At 72.7% G+C, this 23548-nt stretch carries 20 protein-coding genes; 10 read left to right on the top strand and 10 right to left on the bottom strand.

Features of this window, described 5'->3' with window-relative positions; translation table 11 throughout:
- Window positions 1-233 precede the first annotated feature (233 nt).
- Complete coding sequence (locus BMX97_RS01645; RefSeq protein ID WP_060845703.1) at window positions 234-899, top strand: response regulator; 666 nt, start codon at window positions 234-236, stop codon at window positions 897-899.
- Window positions 900-947: 48 nt separating this feature from the next.
- On the opposite strand, the gene BMX97_RS01640 is transcribed toward BMX97_RS01645, so the two are convergent.
- The 5 genes from BMX97_RS01640 to ptsP all read right to left on the bottom strand — a co-directional run bounded on the left by BMX97_RS01640 (window position 948) and on the right by ptsP (window position 8403).
- Window positions 948-1610 (bottom strand): acyl-homoserine-lactone synthase, encoded by a 663-nt coding sequence (locus BMX97_RS01640; protein ID WP_177202086.1) that lies wholly within the window; start codon window positions 1608-1610, stop codon window positions 948-950.
- Window positions 1611-2003: 393 nt separating this feature from the next.
- Entirely contained in the window at window positions 2004-2741 is a 738-nt protein-coding gene (locus tag BMX97_RS01635; RefSeq protein ID WP_091744752.1) for a LuxR family transcriptional regulator, read from the bottom strand.
- A 213-nt stretch (window positions 2742-2954) separates the two neighbouring features.
- Window positions 2955-4676 carry a PTS fructose transporter subunit IIC gene (locus tag BMX97_RS01630; protein WP_091744748.1) on the bottom strand — a complete coding sequence of 574 codons (1722 nt, stop codon included), beginning with the start codon at window positions 4674-4676 and terminating at the stop codon, window positions 2955-2957.
- 236 nt (window positions 4677-4912) lie between these two features.
- The gene (pfkB, locus tag BMX97_RS01625) at window positions 4913-5854 is read right to left on the bottom strand and encodes a 1-phosphofructokinase (RefSeq protein ID WP_091744744.1); all 942 of its coding nucleotides are present in this window, start codon (window positions 5852-5854) and stop codon (window positions 4913-4915) included.
- A complete protein-coding gene (ptsP, locus tag BMX97_RS01620; protein ID WP_091744739.1) occupies window positions 5851-8403 on the bottom strand; it encodes a phosphoenolpyruvate--protein phosphotransferase in 2553 nt (850 codons plus the stop codon). The genes pfkB and ptsP overlap by 4 nt, the downstream gene beginning before the upstream one ends.
- Window positions 8404-8572: 169 nt before the next feature.
- Between ptsP and BMX97_RS01615 the strand changes: the two genes are divergently transcribed.
- Window positions 8573-9556, top strand: a complete 984-nt coding sequence (locus BMX97_RS01615) for a LacI family DNA-binding transcriptional regulator (protein ID WP_091744736.1) — start codon at window positions 8573-8575, stop codon at window positions 9554-9556.
- Between the two features lie 19 nt (window positions 9557-9575).
- Here the strand turns inward: BMX97_RS01615 and BMX97_RS01610 are convergent, their stop codons facing one another.
- The 5 genes from BMX97_RS01610 to mnmA all read right to left on the bottom strand — a co-directional run bounded on the left by BMX97_RS01610 (window position 9576) and on the right by mnmA (window position 15073).
- Window positions 9576-10472, bottom strand: coding sequence for a LysR substrate-binding domain-containing protein (locus BMX97_RS01610; protein WP_091744732.1), 897 nt, complete (start codon window positions 10470-10472; stop codon window positions 9576-9578).
- 44 nt (window positions 10473-10516) lie between these two features.
- A complete protein-coding gene (locus tag BMX97_RS01605) occupies window positions 10517-11947 on the bottom strand; it encodes a sensor histidine kinase (RefSeq protein ID WP_091744728.1) in 1431 nt (476 codons plus the stop codon).
- Between the two features lie 229 nt (window positions 11948-12176).
- Window positions 12177-13007, bottom strand: coding sequence for a TVP38/TMEM64 family protein (locus BMX97_RS01600; protein WP_091744726.1), 831 nt, complete (start codon window positions 13005-13007; stop codon window positions 12177-12179).
- On the bottom strand, window positions 13004-13657 hold the full coding sequence (locus BMX97_RS01595; RefSeq protein ID WP_091744724.1) for a class I SAM-dependent methyltransferase: 654 nt from the start codon (window positions 13655-13657) through the stop codon (window positions 13004-13006). The genes BMX97_RS01600 and BMX97_RS01595 overlap by 4 nt, the downstream gene beginning before the upstream one ends.
- Window positions 13658-13924: 267 nt before the next feature.
- Window positions 13925-15073: a tRNA 2-thiouridine(34) synthase MnmA gene (gene mnmA / locus BMX97_RS01590; RefSeq protein ID WP_091745104.1), complete on the bottom strand. Its 1149-nt coding sequence runs from the start codon at window positions 15071-15073 to the stop codon at window positions 13925-13927.
- A 297-nt stretch (window positions 15074-15370) separates the two neighbouring features.
- Here mnmA and BMX97_RS33470 point away from each other — a divergent pair, with 297 nt between their 5' ends.
- The 8 genes from BMX97_RS33470 to BMX97_RS01550 all read left to right on the top strand — a co-directional run bounded on the left by BMX97_RS33470 (window position 15371) and on the right by BMX97_RS01550 (window position 23387).
- Complete coding sequence (locus BMX97_RS33470) at window positions 15371-16777, top strand: flagellar hook-length control protein FliK (RefSeq protein ID WP_244538221.1); 1407 nt, start codon at window positions 15371-15373, stop codon at window positions 16775-16777.
- Window positions 16778-16817: 40 nt separating this feature from the next.
- Window positions 16818-17495: a flagellar hook assembly protein FlgD gene (locus tag BMX97_RS01580; protein WP_091744720.1), complete on the top strand. Its 678-nt coding sequence runs from the start codon at window positions 16818-16820 to the stop codon at window positions 17493-17495.
- A 112-nt stretch (window positions 17496-17607) separates the two neighbouring features.
- On the top strand, window positions 17608-17883 hold the full coding sequence (locus BMX97_RS01575) for a CtrA inhibitor SciP (RefSeq protein ID WP_048425916.1): 276 nt from the start codon (window positions 17608-17610) through the stop codon (window positions 17881-17883).
- Window positions 17884-18130: 247 nt separating this feature from the next.
- Window positions 18131-19780, top strand: coding sequence for a flagellar basal-body MS-ring/collar protein FliF (fliF, locus tag BMX97_RS01570; RefSeq protein ID WP_091745101.1), 1650 nt, complete (start codon window positions 18131-18133; stop codon window positions 19778-19780).
- An 82-nt stretch (window positions 19781-19862) separates the two neighbouring features.
- Entirely contained in the window at window positions 19863-20912 is a 1050-nt protein-coding gene (fliG, locus tag BMX97_RS01565) for a flagellar motor switch protein FliG (protein WP_048425914.1), read from the top strand.
- Window positions 20912-21544, top strand: coding sequence for a FliH/SctL family protein (locus BMX97_RS01560; protein WP_091744718.1), 633 nt, complete (start codon window positions 20912-20914; stop codon window positions 21542-21544). Before fliG ends, BMX97_RS01560 begins: the two co-directional genes overlap by 1 nt.
- Window positions 21545-21609: 65 nt before the next feature.
- On the top strand, window positions 21610-21960 hold the full coding sequence (gene fliN / locus BMX97_RS01555; RefSeq protein WP_048425912.1) for a flagellar motor switch protein FliN: 351 nt from the start codon (window positions 21610-21612) through the stop codon (window positions 21958-21960).
- 53 nt (window positions 21961-22013) lie between these two features.
- Entirely contained in the window at window positions 22014-23387 is a 1374-nt protein-coding gene (locus BMX97_RS01550) for a sigma-54-dependent transcriptional regulator FlbD (RefSeq protein WP_091744716.1), read from the top strand.
- The last annotated feature ends 161 nt before the right edge of the window (window positions 23388-23548 follow it).

The raw sequence follows: 23548 nt of genomic DNA, 5'->3' as shown, positions 1-23548 counted from the left end.
CCCGGCCATCGCGTCCGGCCCGCGACCCGATCCCCGGCGGGATCTCACGGGATTTGACGGCGTTCGCATCGTCGCGACCTGATCTGCGCAGTCCACCGGACGACGGGCCGGCGTGGATAGCGCATCGCCTCAGGTTTCAAGCCCGCCGGAAAAAGCTATAGAGACATTAGAAGCAGGCCGAAGAGCGCCGGAAGACGAGCGCCGGGAGCGCAGGTGCCGTGGTGGGGAGTGAGTTGGGTTCCGGGACCACCATCGTCGTCGCGGACGACCACCCGCTCTTTCGCGGCGCCCTCAGGGGCGCGGTGACGGCGATCCTGCCCGGTGCCCGGATCATCGAGGCGAGCGGGCTCGAGCCGCTGACCAAGGTCCTCGATGCTGAGGACGAGATCGACCTCGTGCTCCTCGACCTCACCATGCCGGGGGTCCAGGGCTTCTCCGGCCTGATCTACCTGCGGGCGCAGCACCCGGCGATCCCCGTGGTGATCGTCTCGGCCAACGAGGACCCGGTGGTGATCCGCCGCGCCCTCGATTTCGGCGCCGCCGGCTTCATCCCGAAATCCCTCGAGGTCGACCGCATCGGCGAGGCGATCGGCGAGGTCCTGGCCGGCGGTAACTGGTCGCCGCCCGACATCGAGCTGTCGGCCTCCGAGGACAAGGAGACGGCGGACCTGATGCGTCGGCTGGCCACCCTGACGCCGCAGCAGGTGCGGGTGCTGATGATGCTGTCCGAGGGCCTGCTCAACAAGCAGATCGCCTACGAGCTCGGGGTCTCGGAGGCGACCGTGAAGGCCCACGTCTCGGCGATCCTGCAGAAGCTCGGCGTCGAGAGCCGCACCCAGGCCGTGATCGTCTCCTCGCGGATCGGCGCGACCCTCAAGCCCCCGGCCGGCGTGGAATAACGCCGGCTCTGGCGAGCCGGCGCCGGCTCCCGCGATCCGGCGCCTCTCTCAAGCGAACCGCAGGTCCGGCCGCACCCGGTCGCGCTCGTCCCGGCCGAGCCCGCGCGGCACGTCGTAGGCGGTGCCCTCCAGCCCGAAGACCGCCCGGGTGGTGTCGGCGGTGGCCGGCGTCCAGCGGGCGAAGAACGGCACCAGCGGGTTGCCGTCGTACATCATCGGCAGCGCCAGGGGCTCGGTGTCCCACCCCATCGTCGCCAGGTGGGTGATCATGATCGGGTGGGCCTGGATCAGGTAGCCGTCGAGGCCGAGCATCCCGGTCAGCTCGGCCACCGCCACGAACTGGCGCCCGGCGATCGGGTCCTTGGCGGTGGCGGAGGCGCGCCGCCAGGGCGCTGCGCCGCAGCGCGTCCACTCGAAGACGCGCGGGCCCCTCGGGGCCGTCGCGCCCTGGAGGATCTGCGGGTAGACGTCGGTCTGCAGGTGCGGCCGGGTCGTCGGCAGCAGGCGCGAATACGACACCACCTCGCCGTCGTCGATCCCGGCGACGTGGATGCAGTCCGGTCCGTCGAACTGGTCGCGCTCGCGCCCGTCGGGCTTGCGGCATGCTTCCCACCGCATCGTCTCGACGAAGAGGCGATGGCGGAAACAGTATATCCGGTCGAGAAGCGCCGCATGCTCGCGGTAGTTTGCGCGATCGATGATCGTGATCAAGATCAGGGCTCCTTGCTCTGGAGCACTTCATGATCTTTGAACCTAGAATGAGATAGACCGTAAATTTACGGGGAGCTTGTCGTTGTCTTGCGGCCGATTGCAATCGAGGCGCTTTGGAGAGAAATAGTAGCTATTTTGGATTGTAGGGAGGAATATTTTTCTCAAGCACCCAGGCTATTTTGCAACTCAAGGTGCGATCGACGCAGGCAGACCCAAGATATCAAGGGTTAGGAATGATGTCGCTGACGCGAGCCGTGATCGGAACCTCGCGACGTTCCTTGCGTCATGCCGGCGCGACGGGTCCCATCGTCTTCGTGCGTGCCCTCGTGCCGTACCGGCAAGGGCTGACGACCCCGGCGGCGGGGCATGGTCCGCAGGCCGGCGAAGACCGATCTAGTCGATCAACCCCGCGCGCATCGCCAGGGCGACGAGCTGCACCCGGTTGACCGCGCCGAGCTTGCGGGCTGCGTTGCTCAGGTAATCCTCGACCGTACGCTGGGACAGCGACAGGATCTCGGAGGTCTCCCAGCCGGTCTTGCCGGCGGCGGCCCACTTGATGCACTCGATCTCGCGCCGGGTGCAGCGCGGGGCGCCCTCCGGCCGCGCGATCCGGGAGGGCAGGGCGGGACCCAGGCCCCGCGAGGCGAGGTGGGCGTAGATGGCGAGCAGGTGCAGCCCGGCCCGGGCCTCGTCCGAGAGGTCGATGCGGGCGCCGCCGAACGAGGCCGCGGTCTCGGTGCCGTCGATGTCGTGGATCGGCACGCAGAGTCCGTTGCCGAGGCCGAAGGCCGGGGCCTCGTCCATGACCCGCCGCGCCAGGGCGGCGTCGCGGTCGACCTCGACCTCCGACCACAGGAACGGCGCCGTGGTGCGCCGGACCTGCGCCATCACCGGGTCGTGCTGCACGTAGCCGCGCGACACGTAGCGGGCGGCCCATTCCTCGGGCCAGTGCATCAGCAGCAGCCGGTCGGGCAGGTTCTCGCCGGCGCTCTGCGGCACGCCCGCGATGGCGAAGCGCTCGTAGCCGAAGATCCCGCCGGCCCGCACCAGCACCGCCGTGATCTCGGCGGCGCTGCGCGCCGCCTTCACCGTCTGGACGAGGTCCAGCGTGACCTGACCGATCACCGCCATCGCGCAGCGCCGTCCGTTTCCGACAGTTCTCGACCGACAACCCGCCAGACGAGGGGCGGATGCGCATCGACTATCAGGAAATGCAGGCCGTTGCGAGAAGCCGGGGGTAAAACAGCTCTCCCGGATGCCGAAGTGCGCCGGGCGGCCTCAGCTGCCCGGATCGCATTCTTCTCGTGCCGGCCGAGCGGCCGGACTGCACCGGACCGCCGCGGCTCAGGCCGCCCGCTTCTTGAGCACCCCGACCAGGACGGCGGTGATCAGCGTGCCGACGACCAGGGCCGCGACCGCGCCGAGCACCGGCGTGATGGCGTTGGGGATCGGCAGCACGAACAGCCCGCCATGGGGCACCCGCAGGGCCACCCCGAAGGTCATCGAGACCGCGCCCGCCGCCGCCGAACCGGCGACGAGGGCCGGGATCACCCGCAGGGGATCGGCGGCCGCGAAGGGGATCGCGCCCTCGGTGATGAAGGCGGCGCCCAGCACCGCCGCGGCGGTCCCGGCCTCGCGCTCCTGGGCGGTGAAGCGGCCCGGGAACAGCCGGGTGGCGAGCGCGATGCCGAGCGGCGGGGTCATGCCGGCGAGCATCACGGCCGCCATCGGGGTGTAGATGCCCGAGGAGATCAGCGCGGCCGAGGAGGCGTAGGCCGCCTTGTTGATCGGCCCGCCCATGTCGACCGCCATCATGCCGCCGAGGATGAGCCCCAGCACCAGGGCGCTCGCGCCCTGCATGCCCTTGAGCCAGCCGGTGAGGGCGGCGAGCAGGGCCGCCACCGGCACGCCGACGACGTAGACCATCAGGAGGCCGGTCACGAGGGTGCCGACGAGCGGCAGGATCAGGACGGGCTTCAGCCCCTCCAGGTTCTTCGGCAGGCGGATCGACCGGCTGAGGAACGCGACCGTGTAGCCGGCGATGAAGCCCGCCGCGATGCCGCCGAGGAAGCCGGCATTGAGGTTGGCCGCCAGCATCCCGCCGATCATGCCGGGCGCGATGCCGGGCCGGTCGGCGATCGAGAAGGCGATGTAGCCGGCGAGCGCCGGCACGATCAGCGCGAAGGCCGCCTTGGCGCCGATCTCGCCCAGCGCGAAGCCCAAGCTGCCCTTGTTGGCCGCCGACATCGCGTCGATGCCGCCGAACGCGAAGGCGAGCGCGATCAGCAGGCCGCCCGCCACCACGAAGGGCAGCATGAACGACACGCCGGTCATCAGGTGCTTGTAGGCGCCGGCCTTCGTCTCGGCCGCCGGCCGGGCCGGGCCGGATTCCGCGGCATCCGCGCCCTGCAGCTCGGCGTCCTTCAGCGCGGTGGCGATCAGCCCCTTGCCGTCGCGGATCGCCGCCTTGGTGGTGGTGGCGTAGACCCGCTTGCCGGAAAAGCGTCCGCGGTCGACCCCGGTATCGGCGGCGATCAGCACGATGTCGGCCGCCGCGATCTCCTCCTGCGTCAGCGCGTCGCGGGCGCCGACCGACCCTTGCGTCTCGACCCGGACCCGGTGGCCGAGCGCCTGGGCGGCGGCCTGGATCCCTTCCGCCGCCATGAAGGTGTGGGCGATGCCGGTCGGGCAGGAGGTGATGGCGACGATGCGCTTGGGTCTGCTCGCCTCGGGGGCGGCGCCCCGGCTCGTCTCGCCGAGGCTCTTGCCGGAGAGCGCCCGGTCGATCACCGCATCGACATCGGCGAGCACGTCCTCGATCGCGGCCTTGGCACGGTGCAAGGCGCCGAAGCGACCCTCGCCGAGATCGCCGGTGCCGACGAGAAGCACCGCGTCGGCGTCCCGGATCGCGCCTTCGCTCAAGGGTGCGCCGGTCGCGCCGCGGCCGCGCAGTTCGAGGTCGAGGCGCTGGTTGCGCCGCCCCGCCGCCCGGCGAAGGGCCTCGGCCGCCAGCACCGCATGGGTGCTGAGATCGCCGCCTCCGACGACGGCCACCAAGTGGGTCATGAGGAGTTTCTCCTGGGGGTTGCTATGATTTTCGGGTGATCGGTTCTTCAGTTGGCGACAAAGTATCGAGACCATCCCACCCGCGACCTCATCCTGAGGCGCCGGAGCGAAGCGGAGGCCTCGAAGGAGGGCTCCAGAGATCATCGAGGCTTCCGGAGCCCTCCTTCGAGGTCGGTCCATCTCCGATGGACCGACACCTCAGGATGAGGTCGAGGGTGGGATGGACTTTGTTTGCTTCACACCGTCAGGGCGCGAACCTCGACCGTCCTGGCGATCGCCTCGACTTGCTCGCGCCCAGGCAGGTTGGCCCCGGCCCGGGTCAGCTTGCCGGCCGCGAAGGCGAGGGCCACGCGGGCGGTGTCGGCGAGCCTGAGATCGGCCGCGAGCCCGGCCACCAGCCCGGCCACCAGGGCGTCGCCGGCCCCGACGGTGCTCGCCACCTCGATCGCCGGAGCCAGCGCGTGCAGGGCCTCATTCTCGCGCACGAACACCGCGCCCTCGGCCCCGAGCGAGACCGCCACCAGGGGAACGCCGCGCCGCACGAGGTCCGCGGCCGCGCCCACCACGTCGGCGAGGGCGGGAAGCGGCCGGCCGGCCCATTCCTCCAGCTCGTGCCGGTTCGGCTTGACCACGTCGGGTAGCGTTTCGGCCGCCAGCGCCGCGGCGAGCGGCGGCCCGGAGGCGTCGAGCAGCACCCGGGTGCCGCGCCCTTTCAGTTCCGCGGTCAGCTCGGCGTAGAGGCCGGTCTCGGCCCCCGCCGGCAGGCTGCCGGCGAGCACCGCCAGGACGTCCGGGCCGGTGGCCTCGGCCAGCACGGCGCGGACCGCCCGCAGGGTCGCGGGGCCGAGAGCGAGGCCCGGCAGGTTCACGTCGGTGGTGCCGGCGGGATCGACGAGCTTCAGGTTGATGCGGGTCTCGCCGGCCACGCAGACGCAGCGATCCTCGATGCCCTTGGCGGAGAACAGGGCCTCGAAGGCCCCGGCATTGCCGGCGCCGAGCACCCCGGCCACGGTGACGGGCAAGCCCCAATCGGCGAGGCAGCTCGCCACGTTGATGCCCTTGCCGCCGGCATCGTCCCGCACCGCGCGGGCGCGGTGGACGGCGCCGGGCACCAGCCGGTCGAGGGTGACGGTCCGGTCGATCGCCGGGTTGAGGGTGAGGGTGAGGATCCGGGTCACGGCCGCGCCTCCGCGGTTCCGGGGGACGCCCGGTCGAGGGCCCGCACCGCGGCGGCGTCGGGCTGCGCGCAGGCCCGTTCGGCCAGCGCCTTCAGGTCGGCGAGGGAGGCGGCGCGCAGGCGCGCCTTCACGGCCGGCAGGTCGCGGGGCGTCATCGAGAGCTCGTGGACGCCGAGGCCCGCGAGCAGCCCCGCCCCGAACGGATCGCCCGCGATGCCGCCGCAGACCCCGACGAAGCGGCCGTGGCGGGCGGCGCCCTCGCAGGTCATCCGCACCAGGCGCAGCACCGCCGGGTGCAGCGAATCGGCCTCCGGCGCCAGCTCGGTGTTCTGGCGGTCGATGGCCAGCGCGTACTGCGTCAGGTCGTTGGTACCGATCGAGAAGAAGTCGCAATGGGCGGCCAGCGCGTCGGCCTGGATCGCCGCGGCCGGCACCTCGATCATGATGCCCAGCGGCACCTGCGGCGCGCCGATCTCGGTGCGGATCCGCTCGCAGGCCTGGCGCAGAGCCAGCACCTCGGGCACCGAGGTGATCATCGGGAACATGATCGAGAGGGGCGCGTCCTTGGCCGCAGGGGCGTCCGCCGGCACGCACTCCTTCGCGGCGCGGTAGAGGGCGCGCAGCTGCGGCTCCATCAGGTCGGGCCGGCGCAGGAGCAGGCGGGCGCCGCGCACGCCGAGGAAGGGGTTCTCCTCCTTCGGCAGGGCGAGGTGGGGCACCTGCTTGTCGCCGCCGATGTCGAGGGCGCGCACGATCAGTGGGCGGCCGTCGAGCGCCTCCAGCATCGCCCGGTAGGTGGCGTACTGGTCGTCCTCGCCCGGGGTGTCGCCGCGCTCCAGGAACAGGAACTCGGTGCGCATCAGGCCCACGCCCTCGGCGCCCTGCGCGAGGGCGAAGGGCACCTGGTCGGGCGTATTGACGTTGGCGCCGATCGCCACGGCGTGGCCGTCGCGGGTGCGGGCCGGCAGGCCGCGCTCGCGCGCCTCCTCCTCCTGCGTCGCCCGCAGGGCGTCGCGCCAGGTCCGCGCCGCGACGAGGTCGCGCTCGCTCGGGTCGAGGTAAAGCCGCCCGGTCGTGCCGTCGAGGATCGCGGTCGCGCCGGCCGGGAGGGCCAGCAGGGTGCCGCCGGCCGCCACCACCGACGGAATGCCGAGGGTGCGGGCGAGGATCGCGGTGTGGGAGGTCGGGCCGCCTTGCGCGGTGGCGAGCCCGAGCACCCGGGCCGGATCGAGGCCGGCGGTATCCGAAGGCGCGAGGTCGGGGGCCAGCAGGATGCAGGGCCGGTCCGGCAGGGCGTGGCCGGACTGGAGCGCCGGGTCGATCTGGGCGAGCACCCGACGGCCGACGTCGCGCAGATCCGCCGCCCGGGCGGCCAGCACCGGGTTGCCGAGGGCGGACAGCCGGCCGGCCATCCGGTCCACCGCCTGGTGCCAGGCATAGGCCACGCCGTGGCCCTCGACCATCAGCTGGCAGGCGAGCGTGATGAGGTCGGTGTCGGCGATGAGGTCGCTCTGCGCCCTGAAGATCCCGGCATCGGCCTGGCCGAGGCGCCGGCCGGTATCGTCGGCCAGCGCCTTGAGCTGCGCCGCCGTCCTCTCCAGGGCCGCATGCAGCCGGTCGCCGCCGCTCGTCAGCGGCTCGGGCTCGTCCGGCACCACGACCTCGGTCGGGCCGAGCACGTGGACCGGCCCGATGGCGAGGCCGGGGCTGGCGCCGATGCCGGACACGATCCGGCACGGATCGGCCGGGTTCCAGCCGGCCACCGGGGCGGCGGCCTTCGCGGCGGCCTCGGCCGCGCGGGCGGCGGCGGCCTTCTCGCCGGCCGAGAGGCCGGTGACGACGGCCTTCAGCCGGGCGAGCGCCGCCGGGGCATCCTCGCCCTCGGCGGAGATCACCGCCTCGTCGCCGGTGCGCAGGCCGAGCTGGAGCAGGGCGATCAGGTTCTTGACGTCCGCCACCTCGGCGCCGTGGCGGACCTGGATCCGGGCGCTCCCGCCGCGCGCCGCCTCGACCCAGGCGGAAGCCGGCCGCGCATGCAGGCCGGTCGGGTAGTCGACGGTCCAGGTGAAGGCGTGGGGCAGGTCGGCGGCCGGACCGGCGGTGCCGGGGGCGGGCGCGTCCTCGGACAGTGCCGCGGCGATCTCGGCGGGATCCTGTGTGGTGCGCAGTCGCGCCAGCCGCGCCTCGTCCTGGATCAGGCGGGTGAGGCGGCGCAGGATGGTGATGTGGGTGTCGGACTGGGCGGCGATCGCCACCACCAGGTGGGCGTCCTGCCCGTCGTGCCAGGCGACGCCGCCGGGGACCTGCAGCACGGCGAGCCCGCTCTCGCGGACCAGGGCGCGATCGTCGACCATGCCGTGCGGGATCACGACGCCGTGGCCGAGATAGGTGTTCGCCACGCCTTCCCGGCGCAGCATGCTGCCCTCGTAGGCCGGGTCGATGCAGCCGGCCGCGACGAGGAGCTGGGCCGCCTCGCGGATCGCCGCGTCCTTGTCGGCAGGGGTGGCGGCGGTGCGGATCAGGACGCGCGGCGCGTTCGGCGCGAGCATGGCAGGCTTCCTCCCGAGAGGCGGTTTTGCTTGCTGCTCATGAAAACGTTTTCATACCTCTTGTCAACCGATGCGCCTGTCTTGGAGGTCTTTCAGACCCGTAAGGACTTGCCTGCCGCGCCGGGGGCTGGCACGATCGACGGATCGGTGTGAAAACGTTTACGAGAGCATGGCCGTCGGCATCCGTGACGTCGCCCGCGCGGCGGGGGTTTCCACCGCGACCGTGTCGCGGGCCCTGGGCAAGGGCCCGGTCAGCGACGCCCTGCGCGAGCAGGTCGAGGCGGCGGTGCGGGCGACCGGCTACCGGCCGAACCTCTCGGCCCGCCGCTTGCGCTCGCAATCGGCGCAGACGATCGGGCTCATCGTCGCCGACATCCGCAACCCGTTCTTCACCGCGGTGAGCCGGGCGGTCGAGGATGCGGCCTACCGGGCCGGGATGCGGCTGATCCTGTGCAACACCGGCGAGGATGCCGAGCGCGAGGCGCTGTACCTGCGCCTGATGCAGGAGGAGCGGGTCACCGGCGTCGTCTTCGCGCCGACGCGGCGCACCGCCGAGCGGCTGCGGCCGGAGGATTTTCCGTTCCCGCTGGTGCTGATCGACCGGACCGGCCCGCCCGGCGGCCATGACGGCGTGGTGCTCGACAACGTCGCGGCCGGTGCCCTGCTGGTCGACCATCTGGTCGAGCAGGGGTTTTCCCGCATCGGCGGCCTGTTCGGCTCGACGAGCTCGACCGCCGAGGAGCGGCGCGACGGCTACCTCTCGGCGATGCGCCGGCACGGCCTCGCGCCGCGGGTCCGCACCGTGCTCCCGGATGCCGAGCCGGCGGAAGGCGAGGTGGCGCGCTGGCTCGCCGAGGCGGACCGGCCCGAGGCCCTGGTACTCTCGAACGGCCTGATCCTGATGGGCGCGGTGCGGGCCGCCCGCGCCGCCGGCATCCCCTGGCCCGGCGGAATCGCGCTCGCCGGCTTCGACAACGAGCCCTGGACCGAGCTGGTCGAGCCCGGCCTGACGGTGATCGAGCAGCCGGTGACCGAGATCGGCGCCCAGGCGATGGACCTGCTGTTCGACCGGCTGAAGCATCCGGACCAGCCGGTGCGCAAGGTGGTGCTGAGCGGCCGGCTGATCGCCCGGGGCTCGACGGCGCGGCGGTGACGGGACGACGTCGCGCGGATCACGCGAGATCGTCCGGCAGCGCGATCCCCATCTCCTGCCCGAGCCAGCGGGCGAAGACCCGCAGCGGGGCGCGTCGCCGGGTGGTCGCCGGATAGACGAGGTGGTGACCGACGTAGGTCACGTCCCGCGAAAGGCCGCGCAGGGGCGCGACGAGGCGGCCGCTGGCGATCTCGCGCTCGGCGAGCAGGGCTGATTCGAGGGCCACGCCGAGCCCGTCGGCGGCGGCCGCGATGGCGAGAAAGCTGCGATCGAAGCGCACCCCCAGCGGCCGGGGCGCCGGCAGGCCGTTGCGGGCGAACCAGAGCGGCCAGCGCACCTGCTTGTTGTCGCTCTGGATCAGCACCTGGTCGAGGAGGTCCTCCGGCCGGCGGATTCTGGCCGCCCGCTCGGGGTCGCAGAGCGGCATCACCGTCTCGGCGCAGAGCGGCACGGTCACCAGGCCCTCGCCCCGGGGCGGGCCGTAGACGATGTCGGCGTCGAACTCGTCGCCGACGAAGCGGGCATAGTCCATGCCGGCGGCGAGCCGGACCTCGAAACCGGGATTGGCGGCCAGGAACCGGGCGAGGCGCGGGGTCAGCCACTGCGCCGCGAGGCTCGGCGCGCAGTGCAGGCGCAGGAGCTGGGGCCCGCGCGCCGCCACGAGGTCGAGGCCGCGATGCAGCTCGTCGAAGGCGCGGCCGACATGCTCGAGCAGGGCCTCGCCGGCGGCGGTCGGCACCACGCCCTGGCCCTGGCGCTCGAACAGGGTCACGCCGAGGGACGCCTCCATCTTGCGGATAGCGTGGCTGACGGCGCTCGCGGTCAGGTTCAGCTCCGCCGCCGCGTCCTTGAACGAGCGGCGGCGCGCCGCGGCCTCGAAGGAGCGGACGGCGGAGAGGGGGACGCGCAGGGACATGACGTGACGATGCGTCGGCGCGCGCGGGCTGGCAACCGCCGCGCTCACGCCTCCCGGTCGGCCAGGACGATCCGGAAGCGCGCCCCGCTGCGGGTCTCGTCGAGGCTCAACGTACCCCCGTTGAGCCGCACCAGCTCGGCCGCGATGGCGAGGCCGAGCCCCGTGCCGCCGGAGCGGCCGGAGCCCTGGAACGCCTCGAACAGGTGGGCGCGCGCCCGCTCCGGCAGGCCGGGACCGTTGTCGGAGACGAGGATCGTGACGTTGGCACCCGTGCGCTCGGCCTCGATCGCCACCACGGGAGGGCCGTCGCCGCTGCCGGCGAGCCCGATCGCCTGGACGGCGTTGCGCACGAGGTTGACTAGCACCCGCGACAGCTGGTCGGGATCGGCGTCGACGGTCAGCCCCTCGGGAGTCCGGTCGGCGATGGTGATGGCGGCGCCCGGCGCCAGCCCGGCGAGGTCGAGGGCATCGCGCAGGATCGGCCGCAGCGGCGTCGGACGCCGCTCTGCCGGGGGCTCGGCGGCGCGGCCGTAGGCCAGCGTGCCCTCGCAGTAGCGGATCGCCCGGCCGAGGGTCGCGACCAGGCGCGGCGCCACCCGCTGCACGCCGGGATCGGCGACGTGCTCGAGCCGGTCGACCAGCAGCTGCGCGGTGGTCAGGAGGTTGCGCAGCTCGTGGTTGATCTTGCTCACCGACAGGCCGAGATCGGCGAGCCGGCGTTTCTGGCGCAGCTCGCCCGACAGGATCGTCTCCATCCGGGCGAGCGCCGTCTCGGCGGCGCCGATCTCGTCGCTGCGCCAGGACGGGCTGATGCGCCGCGACAGATCCTCGGGATCCTCCGCGAAGGACGCGATGTTGCGGGCGAGCCGCCGCACCGGCCGCACGATCGAGAGCTGGAGCACCAGGAAGACGAGGCCGGCGGTGATGCCGGAGATCACCAGCGAGGCGGCGAGGATGCGGCCCGAGAAGGCGATCATCGCGTGCCGCAGGGGCGCGGGATCGAGGACGAGCTCGACGAAATCGACGCCCTCCATGCCGTGGCCGATCACCCGCAGGGGCAGGGGGCTCGCCCGCGTCAGGGTGCGCCAGGCGCCGCCGATGCCCTCGAACCAGCCGGCCCCGCGCAGGTCGACGGTCTCGCCCACCTCCGGCGGCATCGGGGTGAGGTTGAGGAGGCGCCGCGCCCCGCCGGCCTTGAGCGCGATCGCCTGGGCGCCCACGCCCATCAGCAGGCGCCGGGCGAGGTCGTCGGAAACCCGTTGCTGGGGGGCGGCGTCGAGCACCAGGGCGGCGACCTGGGCGGCGGCGACCCGGTCGGAGAGCCAGGCGCGCCGGTAGCTCGCGACGCTGGGGACGTAGATCAGCACCTCGGCGATGAGGACGAACACCACCGTGAGCAGCAGCAGACGGCCGGACAGCCCGATGCGGCCGGCGAGGCGCCGGATGCCACCCTGCCTCGCCGCGTCATCCCTCACCGTCCCGACGCCTCCCGCTCACCCGGCGCCGTTCCGTCCCGGGCGCGCTTGAGCCTAACACACCGACCGGGCCCCGGTCGCCGGAGGGGCGGGGCCAGGCGGAAGCTATCCCCGGATTGCCGAAAATCCAGTCGTCGCCCAACGAATCGGGGGCGAGACAGCGCCCGGTTCAAACGGTCTTGAGGCGCCGGCGCCTGGTTCACGTGGTTTTGCGGCGCCAGCGCCTGGTTCACGTGGTTTTGCGGCGCCAGCGCCGCCAGGCGACCGGCATGAGCGCCAGGGCGCCGAGGCCCAGCAGGGTGGCGACGAGCTGGGGCGTGACGATGGCCCGGAGCGACAGGGCGGCGTCGCAGGCGATGCCGCCGGCGACGAGGCAGGCCTCCTTCGCCGCCTGGTGGGCCGCCACCACGGTTTCCACCCCCGCACCCGCCGAGGCGTAGATGAAGGCGCCGGGGCTGATGCCGATGAGCGTGGCGAGCGCGAAGGTGCGCAGCCTGACCCCGAAGATCGCCGGCGCTAGGTTGGTCATCCAGAACGGGAAGACCGGTAGCAGCCGCAGGACCATGACGTACGAGAACGCGTCGCGGCGAAACCCCTCGGCGAGGCGCCCGAGCCGCGAGCCGGCACGGCGCAGCAGGACCTCGCCGGCGGCGGTGCGGCCGATGGAAAACACCACGACGGCGCCGGTCGTCGCGGCCGAGATCGAGACCAGGGCGCCGGCGACCGGGCCGAACAGGAACCCGCACAGGGTCGTCATCACCACCGAGACCGGCAGCGACACGACCACCGTGGCGACGTAGGCCAGGTAGGCGCAGGCATAGGCGCGCCAGAACCCCTCCGCGACCCAGGCCTTGGCATAGGCCCGGGAGGCCAGCAGCTGGTCGAGGCTGAACCAGCGGGTGAACCCGCCGACGAGGAGCCCGATCGAGACCGCCACCAGCGCGACGAGCGGCAGCACCCGCAGCCAGCCGCGCCAGGCCGGGGCCGCCACCGCCTCTGGGCCGGCCTCCTCCCGGGCGGCGGGCGGCGGGTCCCGGTCGGGCCGGGGGGGCGTGCTCACCCGGCCTTCTGCATGCGCAGGATCTTGAAGAACCCGCCCGGGAAGGTCGGCCGCACGCCGAGGAAGGTCACGCCGCGGCTCTTCGCCCAGGCCTCGATCCGGGCGGCCTTGAAGGCCGAGCTCCAGCCGATCTTCTCGCAGAGCGGCGCGACGATCTCCTCGACCTTGGCGATGGTGCCGCTGTCCTGGCCGAAATGGTTGGCGAGCACGATCATGCCGCCGGGGCGGACCACCCGCAGGAACTCGTCGAGGGCGCCCTCGGGGTCCGGCACCAGGGTGATGAGGAACTGCGCCACCACCGCGTCGAAGCTCGCGTCGGCGTAGCCGAGGCGACAGACGTCCATCACCTGGAGGCCCTTGACGTGGGTGAGGCCGCGCCGCGCCACCTTGCGGTTCGCGCGGCGGAGCATGTCCTCCGACAGGTCGACGCCGTAGACCTCCGCGTCCTTCGGGTAGTAGCCCAGGGACAGGCCGGTGCCGACGCCGGCCTCCAGGATGCGCCGCCCGCCGACGAGCGCCGCCTGGACCGCGTCCCGCGCCGCCGGCTCGGTGAGCTTGTCGTAGACCACGTCGTAGACCGGCGCCCAGCGCGCATAGGCCTTGCGCATCAAGGCGGTGGTGGGCCCCGCCTCTCGCGGCTCGCTCAGCATGTCGGTATCGTCTCCGAGGTCGATCGTCTCGCGGGCTGTGACGCGCGCGCTTGTGCTACGGTTTCCCGAGGAAATCTTCGGAAATCGTCCTGGAGCATCTTCCGAGGAAGCGGGTACCGCCTCGTCGCGGAAAATGCGGCAAAATCAACGGCCTGGGGCACCGCCCCAGAGCATTTTCCGACGAAACGGAACCGGTTCGACGTGAGAAAATGCGGCAAAATCAATGACCTAGAGCAGCGTCCGGTTGCAACGTGATCGGGCGCTGCTCTAGGCGGCGGCGAGGCTCTCGGCCTCGACCCGCCGGATGGTGCCGCCGCCCAGCACCCGGGCCCGCGGGCCGTCATCCGCGTAGATGACGCAGGCCTGGCCGGGCGACACCCCGTCCTCGGGGGTCGCCAGCGCGATCTCGGCGCAGGACGTGTCGGGGTTCCAGGTCAGGGTGGCGGGCCGGGGCTCGCGGGTGGAGCGGACCCGCACCGCGACGGGCAGGTCGCGGGCGGTCTCGAGGGCCGCGTCGCCGAGCCAGTTCGGGTCGGCGAGGCGCACGACCGAGGTGGCGAGCGCCTCGCGCGGGCCGACCACCACCCGGGCCTCGCCGGGCTCCAGGCGCACGACGTAGAGCGGCTCGCCCGCCGCGACGTTGAGGCCGCGGCGCTGGCCGACGGTGAAGCCGATGATGCCGTCGTGGCGGCCGAGCCGCCGCCCGTCGAGGTGGACGATCTCGCCCGGACGCACCGCGTCGGGGCGCAGGCGGGCGATCACGTCCTGGTAGCGCCCCTGGGGCACGAAGCAGATGTCCTGGCTGTCGGGCTTGTCGGCCACCGACAGGCCGAACTCCTTGGCGAGCGCCCGCGTCTCGTCCTTCGGCCGCTCGCCCAGCGGGAAGCGCAGGATGTCGAGCTGCTCGGGCGTGGTGGCGTAGAGGAAGTAGCTCTGGTCCCGGGCCGGGTCGAGGGCGCGGTGGAGCGCCCGGCCGCCGCCCGGCAGCGCCCGGCTCGCCACGTAGTGGCCGGTCGCCAGCACGTCGGCGCCCAGGTCCCGGGCGGTCGAGAGCAGGTCGCGGAACTTGATCGAGCGGTTGCACTCGACGCAGGGGATCGGCGTCTCGCCCTGGAGGTAGCTGTCGGCGAAGCGGTCGATCACCGCCTCGCGGAAGCGGTCCTCGTAGTCGAGGACGTAGTGCGGGATCCCGATCGTCTCGGCGGCGCGGCGGGCGTCGTGGATGTCCTGGCCGGCGCAGCAGGCGCCGCGGCGGTGGGTCGCCGCGCCGTGGTCGTAGAGCTGCAGCGTGATCCCGACCACGTCGTAGCCCTCGCGCTTCAGCAGCGCGGCGACGACGGAGGAATCGACGCCCCCGGACATCGCCACGACGACGCGGGTCTCTTCCGGGGCCTTCAGCAGATCGAGCGAGTTCATGACCATGCGCGGGGTTTCGGACGGCGCTCCGGGAAGCAGTCCACGGCGCGCGAGGGAGTCTATAGCGATCCGGCCCGGGTTCTGCCAGGGCGGCTGGGTAAGGCCCCACCGGGATTGCGGGGCGGCAGTTCTTGCCGGGGGCCCGGCAGATTTCGACCGGGTGCCTGCCGCCGCCGGGTCCGGCTGCAAAAATCATCCCAACATATCAATGGCTTGAACTTCCGGCCGGACTGGCAGGCGGCTTGCTCCGGTCCCGTCCCAGGAGGTCGGCCCACCGGGCCGGCATTGAGGTCGGCGATGCAGATCAGCGCAGCCAGTGAGGGGGGACGGGTGGCGGGCCGCGAGCCGGCCCGTCCGGTGCGGGCCGCCGCGCACGAGCCGTTCCGCCCGGCGACCGACGAGGCCGCCCGGTCCGCCCGCGCGTCGCGCCTCGACCGGGCCGACGCCGCATCGCGAGCCCGCGCCGAGCAGGATCGCGACGAATCCCATGCCCCCGACCGTTCGCGGACCGAGGCCTCCGCGGCGCAGGCCCGGGCCGAGCGGGCACGGACCGCCGACGGGGCGGCCCGCTCCCGCGCCCAGGATGCTCGCGACGAGGCCCGCGCCCAGGAGGCCAGAGCCCAGGAGTCCCGCGCCCAGGAGTCCCGCTCCCAGGAGGCCCGCACAGACGAGACCCGTGCCCGCAGGGCGTCCGCCCGGGGCGGCGCGGCGGATCCCGCCGGGCGGCGCGAGGACGACCGCACCGAGCAGGCGCAGGCCCTCAAGGGCGCCTCCGGTCCACCCGCCCAGGCCACGGCCGCGGCGCAGGCCGAGGCGGCGCATGCGGCCGGGGCGGCCGGGGATGCGGGCGCCGAGGTCGATCCCGACGACGAGGCGGAGGAGGACGGCGAGGACGCGGCGGGCGATGCCCCGCCCGGATCGCTGATGGCGCTTCTGGCCGTGCCGGCTCCGACGAACCCGGCCACCGGTGCGGCTCCGGGAGCGTCGGCGGCCGGCGCGGCGGCGAGCGGCGCCGGGATCGCGGCGGCGGGAAAGCCGGCCGTCCCGGTCGCCGCCGATCCGGCGACGGAGCGCCGGGCCGAGGCCGGGGAAGGCGCCGGGTCGGCGGCCGGGCAGCCGGTCCCCGACCCGACGGCGGCGCAGGCCGGCGCGAGGATCGCCGGGACGGGCGCCGACGGGATCGGCGCCTGGAGCATCGACTCCAGAGCCGTCGACGCCAAGGCCAACGATGCCCAGGCCGGAACTGGCGCCGGCGCCGCGGACGCGCCCCAGGGCCGGCCTGCGGTCTCGGTGCAGGCGCCGCTGAGCGCCGTGCCGATGACGGTCGGGATGCGGGCCTTGTCCGGCACCAACCGGTTCGAGATCCGCCTCGACCCGATCGAGCTCGGGCGCATCGACGTGCGCCTCGACATCGACCGCGAGCACGGCGTGAAGGCGCATCTGGTGGTGGAGCGGCCCGAGACCCTGGCGCTGCTCCAGCGCGACGCCGGCAGCCTGCAGCAGGCGCTGGCCCAGGCCGGGCTCAACCCGGGCGACGGCGCCCTCAGCTTCTCCCTGCGCGACGACGGCGGCCGGAACCCGCAGCGCGAGCGGGCGGAGCGGCCGGCGGGGTCCGAGCGCCCCGGCGTCGAGGCGCCCGAGGAGCGGCAGGCCGCGCTCGCGCCGCTGCGCAGCCTCGCCCGGCCCCTCGACCTGAGAATCTGAAGAAGACCATCCCGATGACGCGTGACAGAGAGAGGTCCCGATGACCGCCGGCATCAGCAGCCTGACCAGCCTCTCCGGCGCCAGCGCCGGCAAGACCGCGAGCGACGCCAGCACGATCGCCGGGAACTTCAACCAGTTCCTGACCCTGCTGACGACCCAGCTGCAGAACCAGAACCCGCTCGACCCCCTCGACACCAACCAGTTCACCCAGCAGCTGGTGCAGTTCGCCTCGGTCGAGCAGCAGCTCAAGACCAACGACCAGCTCGGCAACCTGATCACCGCCAGCAAGGCGTCGGCGGCCGCGACCGCCTCGGGCCTCATCGGCAAGACCGTGACGGCGGACGGCGCCACCGCGTCGCTCGCCGAGGGCAAGGCGACCTGGACCCTCGACCCGGCGCGGGCCGCCGCCAAGGCGGTCCTGACGATCACGGACCCGAAGGGCAACGTGGTGGCGACGCAGACCAAGGCGCTCGCCGCCGGCAGCCAGAGCTTCGCCTGGGACGGGCGCAGCTCGACCGGGCAGCTCGCCCCGGACGGCAAGTACACCCTGAAGATCCAGGCCCTCGACGCCACCGGGGCGACCGTCGCCGTCGACACCAAGATCTCCGGGACGATCTCGAGCGTGGACGTCTCCGGCGCCGAACCGGTCCTGACCATCGGCGACCGCACCGTGGCCCTCAGCAGCGTCGAGGCGATCGGTGGGACCGCAAGCAACTGATTCGGTGGATTGCTGTGGATTACGAATCACATGCGAGGGAAATGATTCAACCAATCTTAAGCGCGGGTCCCTAGCTTCGGTCTCGACAGGTCAGTCGAGTGTAGAGCGTATCATGACCGAACCGCATCGCCCGAGGGCGAAGTACGTCATCGGCCCGGACGGAAGCCCGCTAACCATCGCGGACCTCCCCCCGACCGATACCCGCCGATGGGTGATCCGGCGCAAGGCCGAGGTGGTGGCCGCCGTCCGCGGCGGTCTCCTGAGCCTCGAGGAGGCCTGCCAGCGTTACACGCTGACGACCGAGGAATTCCTGAGCTGGCAGTTTTCGATCGAGCAGCACGGCCTCGCCGGCCTGCGCACGACCCGGATCCAGCATTACCGCCAGTAGGACCGGATCGTCCGCCGCCCCCCGGTTCGCCGGGGTCCGGCGCGCGATGCCGTCGCGGCCCGGGTTCCGGGCCGCGCCTCCGGCCCGATTCGATCGGCCCGCCCGGGACGCCCGGCTTCGCCTCGAAGCCACGGGCGTCCCGGGTCTGCGCACGTCAATTGCTGCCGCGTTAACCAAGTCATAACCACGACCCGGCAAATTTTGCCCTGGGGCCGCTTCCGGCTCCGGATGGCGGGTGCGTGACGTCGTGAAGCCGGTCTTCGATCTGGTAGCGAAGCTGGGGCCCTCGCGCCTCGCCGCGATGGGGGCGGTGACCCTCGCGCTCGTCGGCTTCTTCGCCTTCGTCATCCTGCGGGTCTCGCGCCCCGAGATGGGCGTGCTCTACACCGAGCTCTCGGTGCAGGATGCCGGCGCCGTGGTGCGCGACCTCGAAGCCCGGGGCATCCGCTACGAGACCCGGGGCGATACCGGCCAGACCGTGATGGCGCCCCGCGCCGACCTCGCCCGCCTGCGCATGGACCTCGCCGCCAAGGGCCTGCCGAGCGCCGGCGGCGTCGGCTACGAGATCTTCGACAAGGGCGACGCCTTCTCGTCGACGAGCTTCGTCCAGAACGTCAACCACCTGCGGGCGCTCGAGGGCGAGCTCGCCCGCTCGATCCGGGCGATCGGCCGGGTCCAGGCGGCGCGCGTCCACCTCGTCCTGCCCGAGAAGCGGCTGTTCTCCCGCGACCGGGAGGCGCCGAGCGCCGCGATCGTGGTGCGGCTCGCCGGCGACCTCGATCCGGGCCAGGTCCGGGCGGTGCGCCACCTCGTCGCCTCGGCGGTCGAGGGCCTGAAGCCCGAGCGCATCTCGATCGTCGACGAGCGCGGGCGGCTCCTCGCCGACGGCGCCCGGGGCGCCGAGGACCAGGCGGGGATCGGCCTCGAGGAGCGCCAGACCGGCCTCGAGCGGCGCCTACGCAACCAGGTCGAGGAGATCGTCGCCGGCATCGTCGGTTCGGGCCGCGCCCGGGTCCAGGTCACCGCCGAGCTCGACGCCAACCGGATCGAGAGCCGCTCGGAGACCTTCGACCCCGAGAGCCGCGTCGTGCGCTCGACCCAGACCCGCACCGAGACCCAGCAGACGCAGAGCAACGAGAACGGCGTCACCGTCGGCAACGAATTGCCGGGCGCCAACCAGGGCCAGCAGAACCAGGGCCCGCGCGAGGCCTCGAACAAGAACGAGGAGACCACGAACTACGAGATCTCCCGGGTCACCCGCACCGAGGTGAACGAGGGCGGCCGGGTCAAGCGCCTGTCGGTGGCGGTGCTGGTCGACGGCACCTACGCGGCGGGTCCGGACGGCAAGGCGGCCTACACCCCGCGGCCGGCCCCCGAGCTCGAGCGCCTGACCGCGCTGGTGCGCACCGCGGTGGGCTACGACAAGGCCCGCGGCGACCAGGTCGAGGTGGTGAACCTGCGCTTCGCCGACACCCCGGCGGTGCCCGAGCTGCAGGAGGCGGGCCTCCTCGCCTCGCTGCTGCAGCCGACCAAGGAGGACGTGCTGCGGGTGGCCGAGATGACGGTGCTCCTCCTCCTCGGCCTCGTCGTGGTGATGACCGTGGTCCGCCCGCTGGTGGCGAAGGTCGTCGCCGCCGAGACCCCGGCGCTCGCCATGGGCCAAGTGACGGTGCTCACCGATGCCAGCGGCCGCGTGATGGCGGTGGAGGGCGGAACCGCCAAGGCCGCCATGCCGGCCGAGATCGCGATCCCCGAGAGCCAGGCCGGCCGCCTCGTCGAGTTCGCCAAGATCAACGGCAAGATCCAGGCCCAGACCGTCGAGCGCGTGGTCGACGTGGTGAAGTCCAACCCGACCGAGACCGTCGAGGTGCTGCGCACCTGGATCAACGACCGCTGACGCGGACCGGATCGACGACCGCTGACCCGCCCCGCGAGGGCCGCCTTCGCCACCCCGATTCGACCGAGGACGACACGACGTCATGGCCGCGACCCCGATGCCGATCACCCTCCCGACCGCCGGGGCCGCGGGCTACGCCGAGATGCCCGGCACCCAGCGCGCCGCCGCGCTGCTGCTGCTGCTCGGCGACGAGGACGGCGCGCCGATCTGGCGCATGCTGGAAGAGGACGAGATCAAGAAGGTCTCGCACGCCATGGTCCAGCTCGGCTCGCTCGAGGCGGACGTGGTCGAGCACCTGATCATCGACTTCGTGTCGCGGCTCTCGGCGAGCGGCGGCATCACCTCGAGCTTCGAGCGCACCGAGTCGCTGCTCCTGAAGATCTTCCCGCCCGAGCAGGTCTCGGTGATCATGGCGGAGGTGAAGGGCGCGTCGGGCCGCCGGGTCTGGGCCAGCCTGACCCAGATCGACCCCGAGATCCTGGCCTCGTTCCTGCGCAACGAATACCCGCAGACCGTCGCGGTGATCCTGTCGCGGGTGCGCTCCGACTACGCCGCCCGGGTGCTGACCATCCTGCCGGAGGACTTCGCCATCGACGTCCTCAACCGGATGCTGCGGATGGAGACGGTGCAGAAGGAGGCCCTGCGCCACATCGAGGAGATCCTGCGGGTCGAGTTCGTCTCGACCATCGCCCAGACCACCCGGCGCGACGCGCACGAGCTCCTCGCCGACGTGTTCAACGCCTTCGACCGCCAGACCGAGATCCGGTTCCTCACCGCCCTCGACCAGGCGAACCGCGGCTCGGCGAAGAAGATCCGCCAGCTGATGTTCACCTTCGACGACCTGATGAAGCTCGATGCCGGCAGCGTCCAGACCCTGATGCGCAGCGTCGACCGCGACGTGCTGGCCCGCGCGCTCAAGGGCGCGTCGGACCCGGTGCGCAACTTCTTCTTCGCCAACATGTCGAGCCGCGCGGCCAAGAACATGCAGGACGAGATGGGCTCGCTCGGGCCGATCCGCCTCAAGGACGTCGACGAGGCCCAGTCGAAGATGACCGACCTCGCCAAGGACCTGGCCGAGAAGGGCGAGATCATGATCGCCAAGAACAGCGCCGAAGAGGAGCTGGTCTACTGATGGCACAGATCAGGCGCTTCCTGTTCGACACCGATTTCAGCCCCCCCGGCGGCAAGCCGCAGCGGGAGGATCCCGGCGCGCCGGGCGCCGCGGCGGCCCAGGCGGCAGCCGAAGCGGAGGCTTCCGCCCGCGCCGAGGCGGAAGCCTCCGCCTTTACCCGCGGCCTGCAGGAGGGCCGTGCCCAGGCCGAGGCGCAGGTCCAGGCCCGCCTCGCCGACGCCCTCAACCGGGTCGCGGCCGCGGCAGCCGGCATGATCGCCGCGGCGGACGAACGCGATGCGGCCTGCGAGGCCCAGGCCCTCGACTTCGCCGTGGCGCTCGGGCGCAAGATCGCCGGGGCCGCCCTCGACAGCCAGCCGGTGGCGGCGATCGCCGAGGCCGCGGGACGCGCGCTCCAGCACCTGCGCGGCGTGCCCCACCTGGCGATCCGGGTCCACGACGACCTCGTCGAGGAGACCGAGCGGCAGGTCGCGCGGCTCGCCCGCGAGCGCGGCTACGAGGGCCGCCTGATCGTGCTCGGCGATCCGGGCCTCGCGTCGGGCGACGCCCGCATCGAGTGGGCCGACGGCGGCGTGGTGCGCGACCGCGCCGCCATCGAGGCGGCCGTGCTCTCCGCCCTCGCGCCGGCCTGACGCCGGCGCCTGCTTACACTTTCCGGACCTCTTCCCATTCTGGTTTCGCCCCAAAGGTAACCCCGATGTCCTCCGACAACGATCTCGGACTGCCCCAGCTCAACGAGGCCGACCTCGCCTTCGACACCGCGGCGGCCAGCACGATGCGCGACGCGCCGGTGGCGGCGAAGTCGGCGGCCGACCTCGAGCAGGTCTTCGACGTGCCGGTGATGGTCTCGGCGGTGCTCGGCTCGTCGCGGATGCCGATCGGCGACCTCCTGCGGCTGGGCCCCGGCACGGTGCTGGAGCTCGACCGCAAGGTCGGCGAGGCGATCGACATCTTCGTCAACAACCGCCTCGTCGCCCGCGGCGAGGTGGTGCTGGTCGAGGAGCGCCTCGGCGTGACGATGACCGAGATCGTCAAGGTCGACGGCTGAGGCAGGACGCCGTCCCCATCCTGCCCGACACGAGACGCCACGGAGTGCCCGCCATGCGGCTGCTGATCATCGGACGCCTGAACGGCGAACTCATCACCGCCTCCCGGATCGCCATGAGCCGCGGCGCCGCCGTGACCCAGGCCGACGGGATCGAGCAGGGGCTCAACGCGCTGCGCGCCAAGGGCGCCGACCTCGTCATGGTCGACGTGTCGCTGCCGGTCCGGGTGCTGGTGACGGCGCTCGCCGACGAGCGCATCCGCACCCCGGTGGTGGCCTGCGGCACCGGCACCGACGCCAACGCCGCGGTGGCGGCGATCCGGGCCGGCGCCAAGGAATACATCCCGCTGCCGCCCGACCCCGAGCTGATCGCCGCGGTGCTCGAGGCGGTGGCCTCGGACGCCCGCTCCTTCGTGTGGGGCGACCCGTCGATGGAGCGCGTGGTCAAGCTCGCCGAGCAGGTGGCGCGCTCAGACGCCTCGGTGCTGATCACCGGCGAGAGCGGCACCGGCAAGGAGGTGCTGGCGCGCCACGTCCACGCCCGCTCCAACCGGGCCAACAAGCCCTTCGTCAGCGTGAACTGCGCGGCGATTCCCGACGCGCTGCTCGAATCCGAGCTCTTCGGGCACGAGAAGGGCGCCTTCACCGGCGCGGTGGCCCGGCGCATCGGCCGTTTCGAGGAGGCGAGCGGCGGCACGCTGCTCCTCGACGAGATCTCCGAGATGGACGTCCGGCTCCAGGCCAAGCTCCTGCGGGCGCTGCAGGAGCGGGTGATCGACCGGGTCGGCGGCACCCAGCCGGTGAAGGTCGACATCCGGGTGCTCGCGACCTCGAACCGCAACCTCGCCGAGGAGGCGCGCAAGGGCACCTTCCGGGAGGACCTGCTCTACCGCCTCAACGTGGTGAACCTGCGCCTGCCGCCCCTGCGCGACCGTCCGGCGGACATCCTGGCGCTCGCCGACCACTTCGCGCGCAAGTACGCCGAGGCCAACGGCCTCGCCGACCGGCCGCTCTCCGCGGAGGCGCGCCGGCTCGTCACCCAGAGCCCCTGGCCCGGCAACGTCCGCGAGCTGGAAAACACCCTGCACCGGGCGGTGCTGCTGGCGAGCGGCCCCGAGATTGACGCCGACGCGATCCGCTCGCCCGAGGGCGACGCCCTCGCGACCGGCGCGACCGGGGCGGGCGCCGCCGCGCGGGCGGTCCAGGCCGCCGAGGCGGTGACGCGGGGCTTCGTCGGCCGCTCGCTGGCCGACGTCGAGCGCGACCTGATCCTCGACACCCTCGACCACTGCCTCGGCAACCGCACCCACGCCGCCAAGATCCTCGGCATCTCGATCCGCACCCTGCGCAACAAGCTCAACGAGTATACGGGTGCGGGCATCACGGTGGCCGAGCCGGGCCAGACCCGGATGCTGGCGGCCTACGGCTGACCGGGCCGGGACATCACGCTTTCCGTAGCGTTACCACGATAGGCCGGAAAGGTGACGGTTCGGGGAAGCCACAGGAACGATCTGGAGTTGCATTCCTCGAGACGCATCGCAGATTTTTCGAGGTGCCGTGAAGACTCGGACGATCGAGCTTTGGACCTTCG

This window comes from Methylobacterium sp. ap11 (genome assembly GCF_900110515.1).
Lineage (GTDB): Bacteria > Pseudomonadota > Alphaproteobacteria > Rhizobiales > Beijerinckiaceae > Methylobacterium > Methylobacterium ajmalii.
The sequence above is the reverse complement of the archived record's forward strand: the minus strand, read 5'-3'. Positions and strand labels throughout refer to the sequence as shown.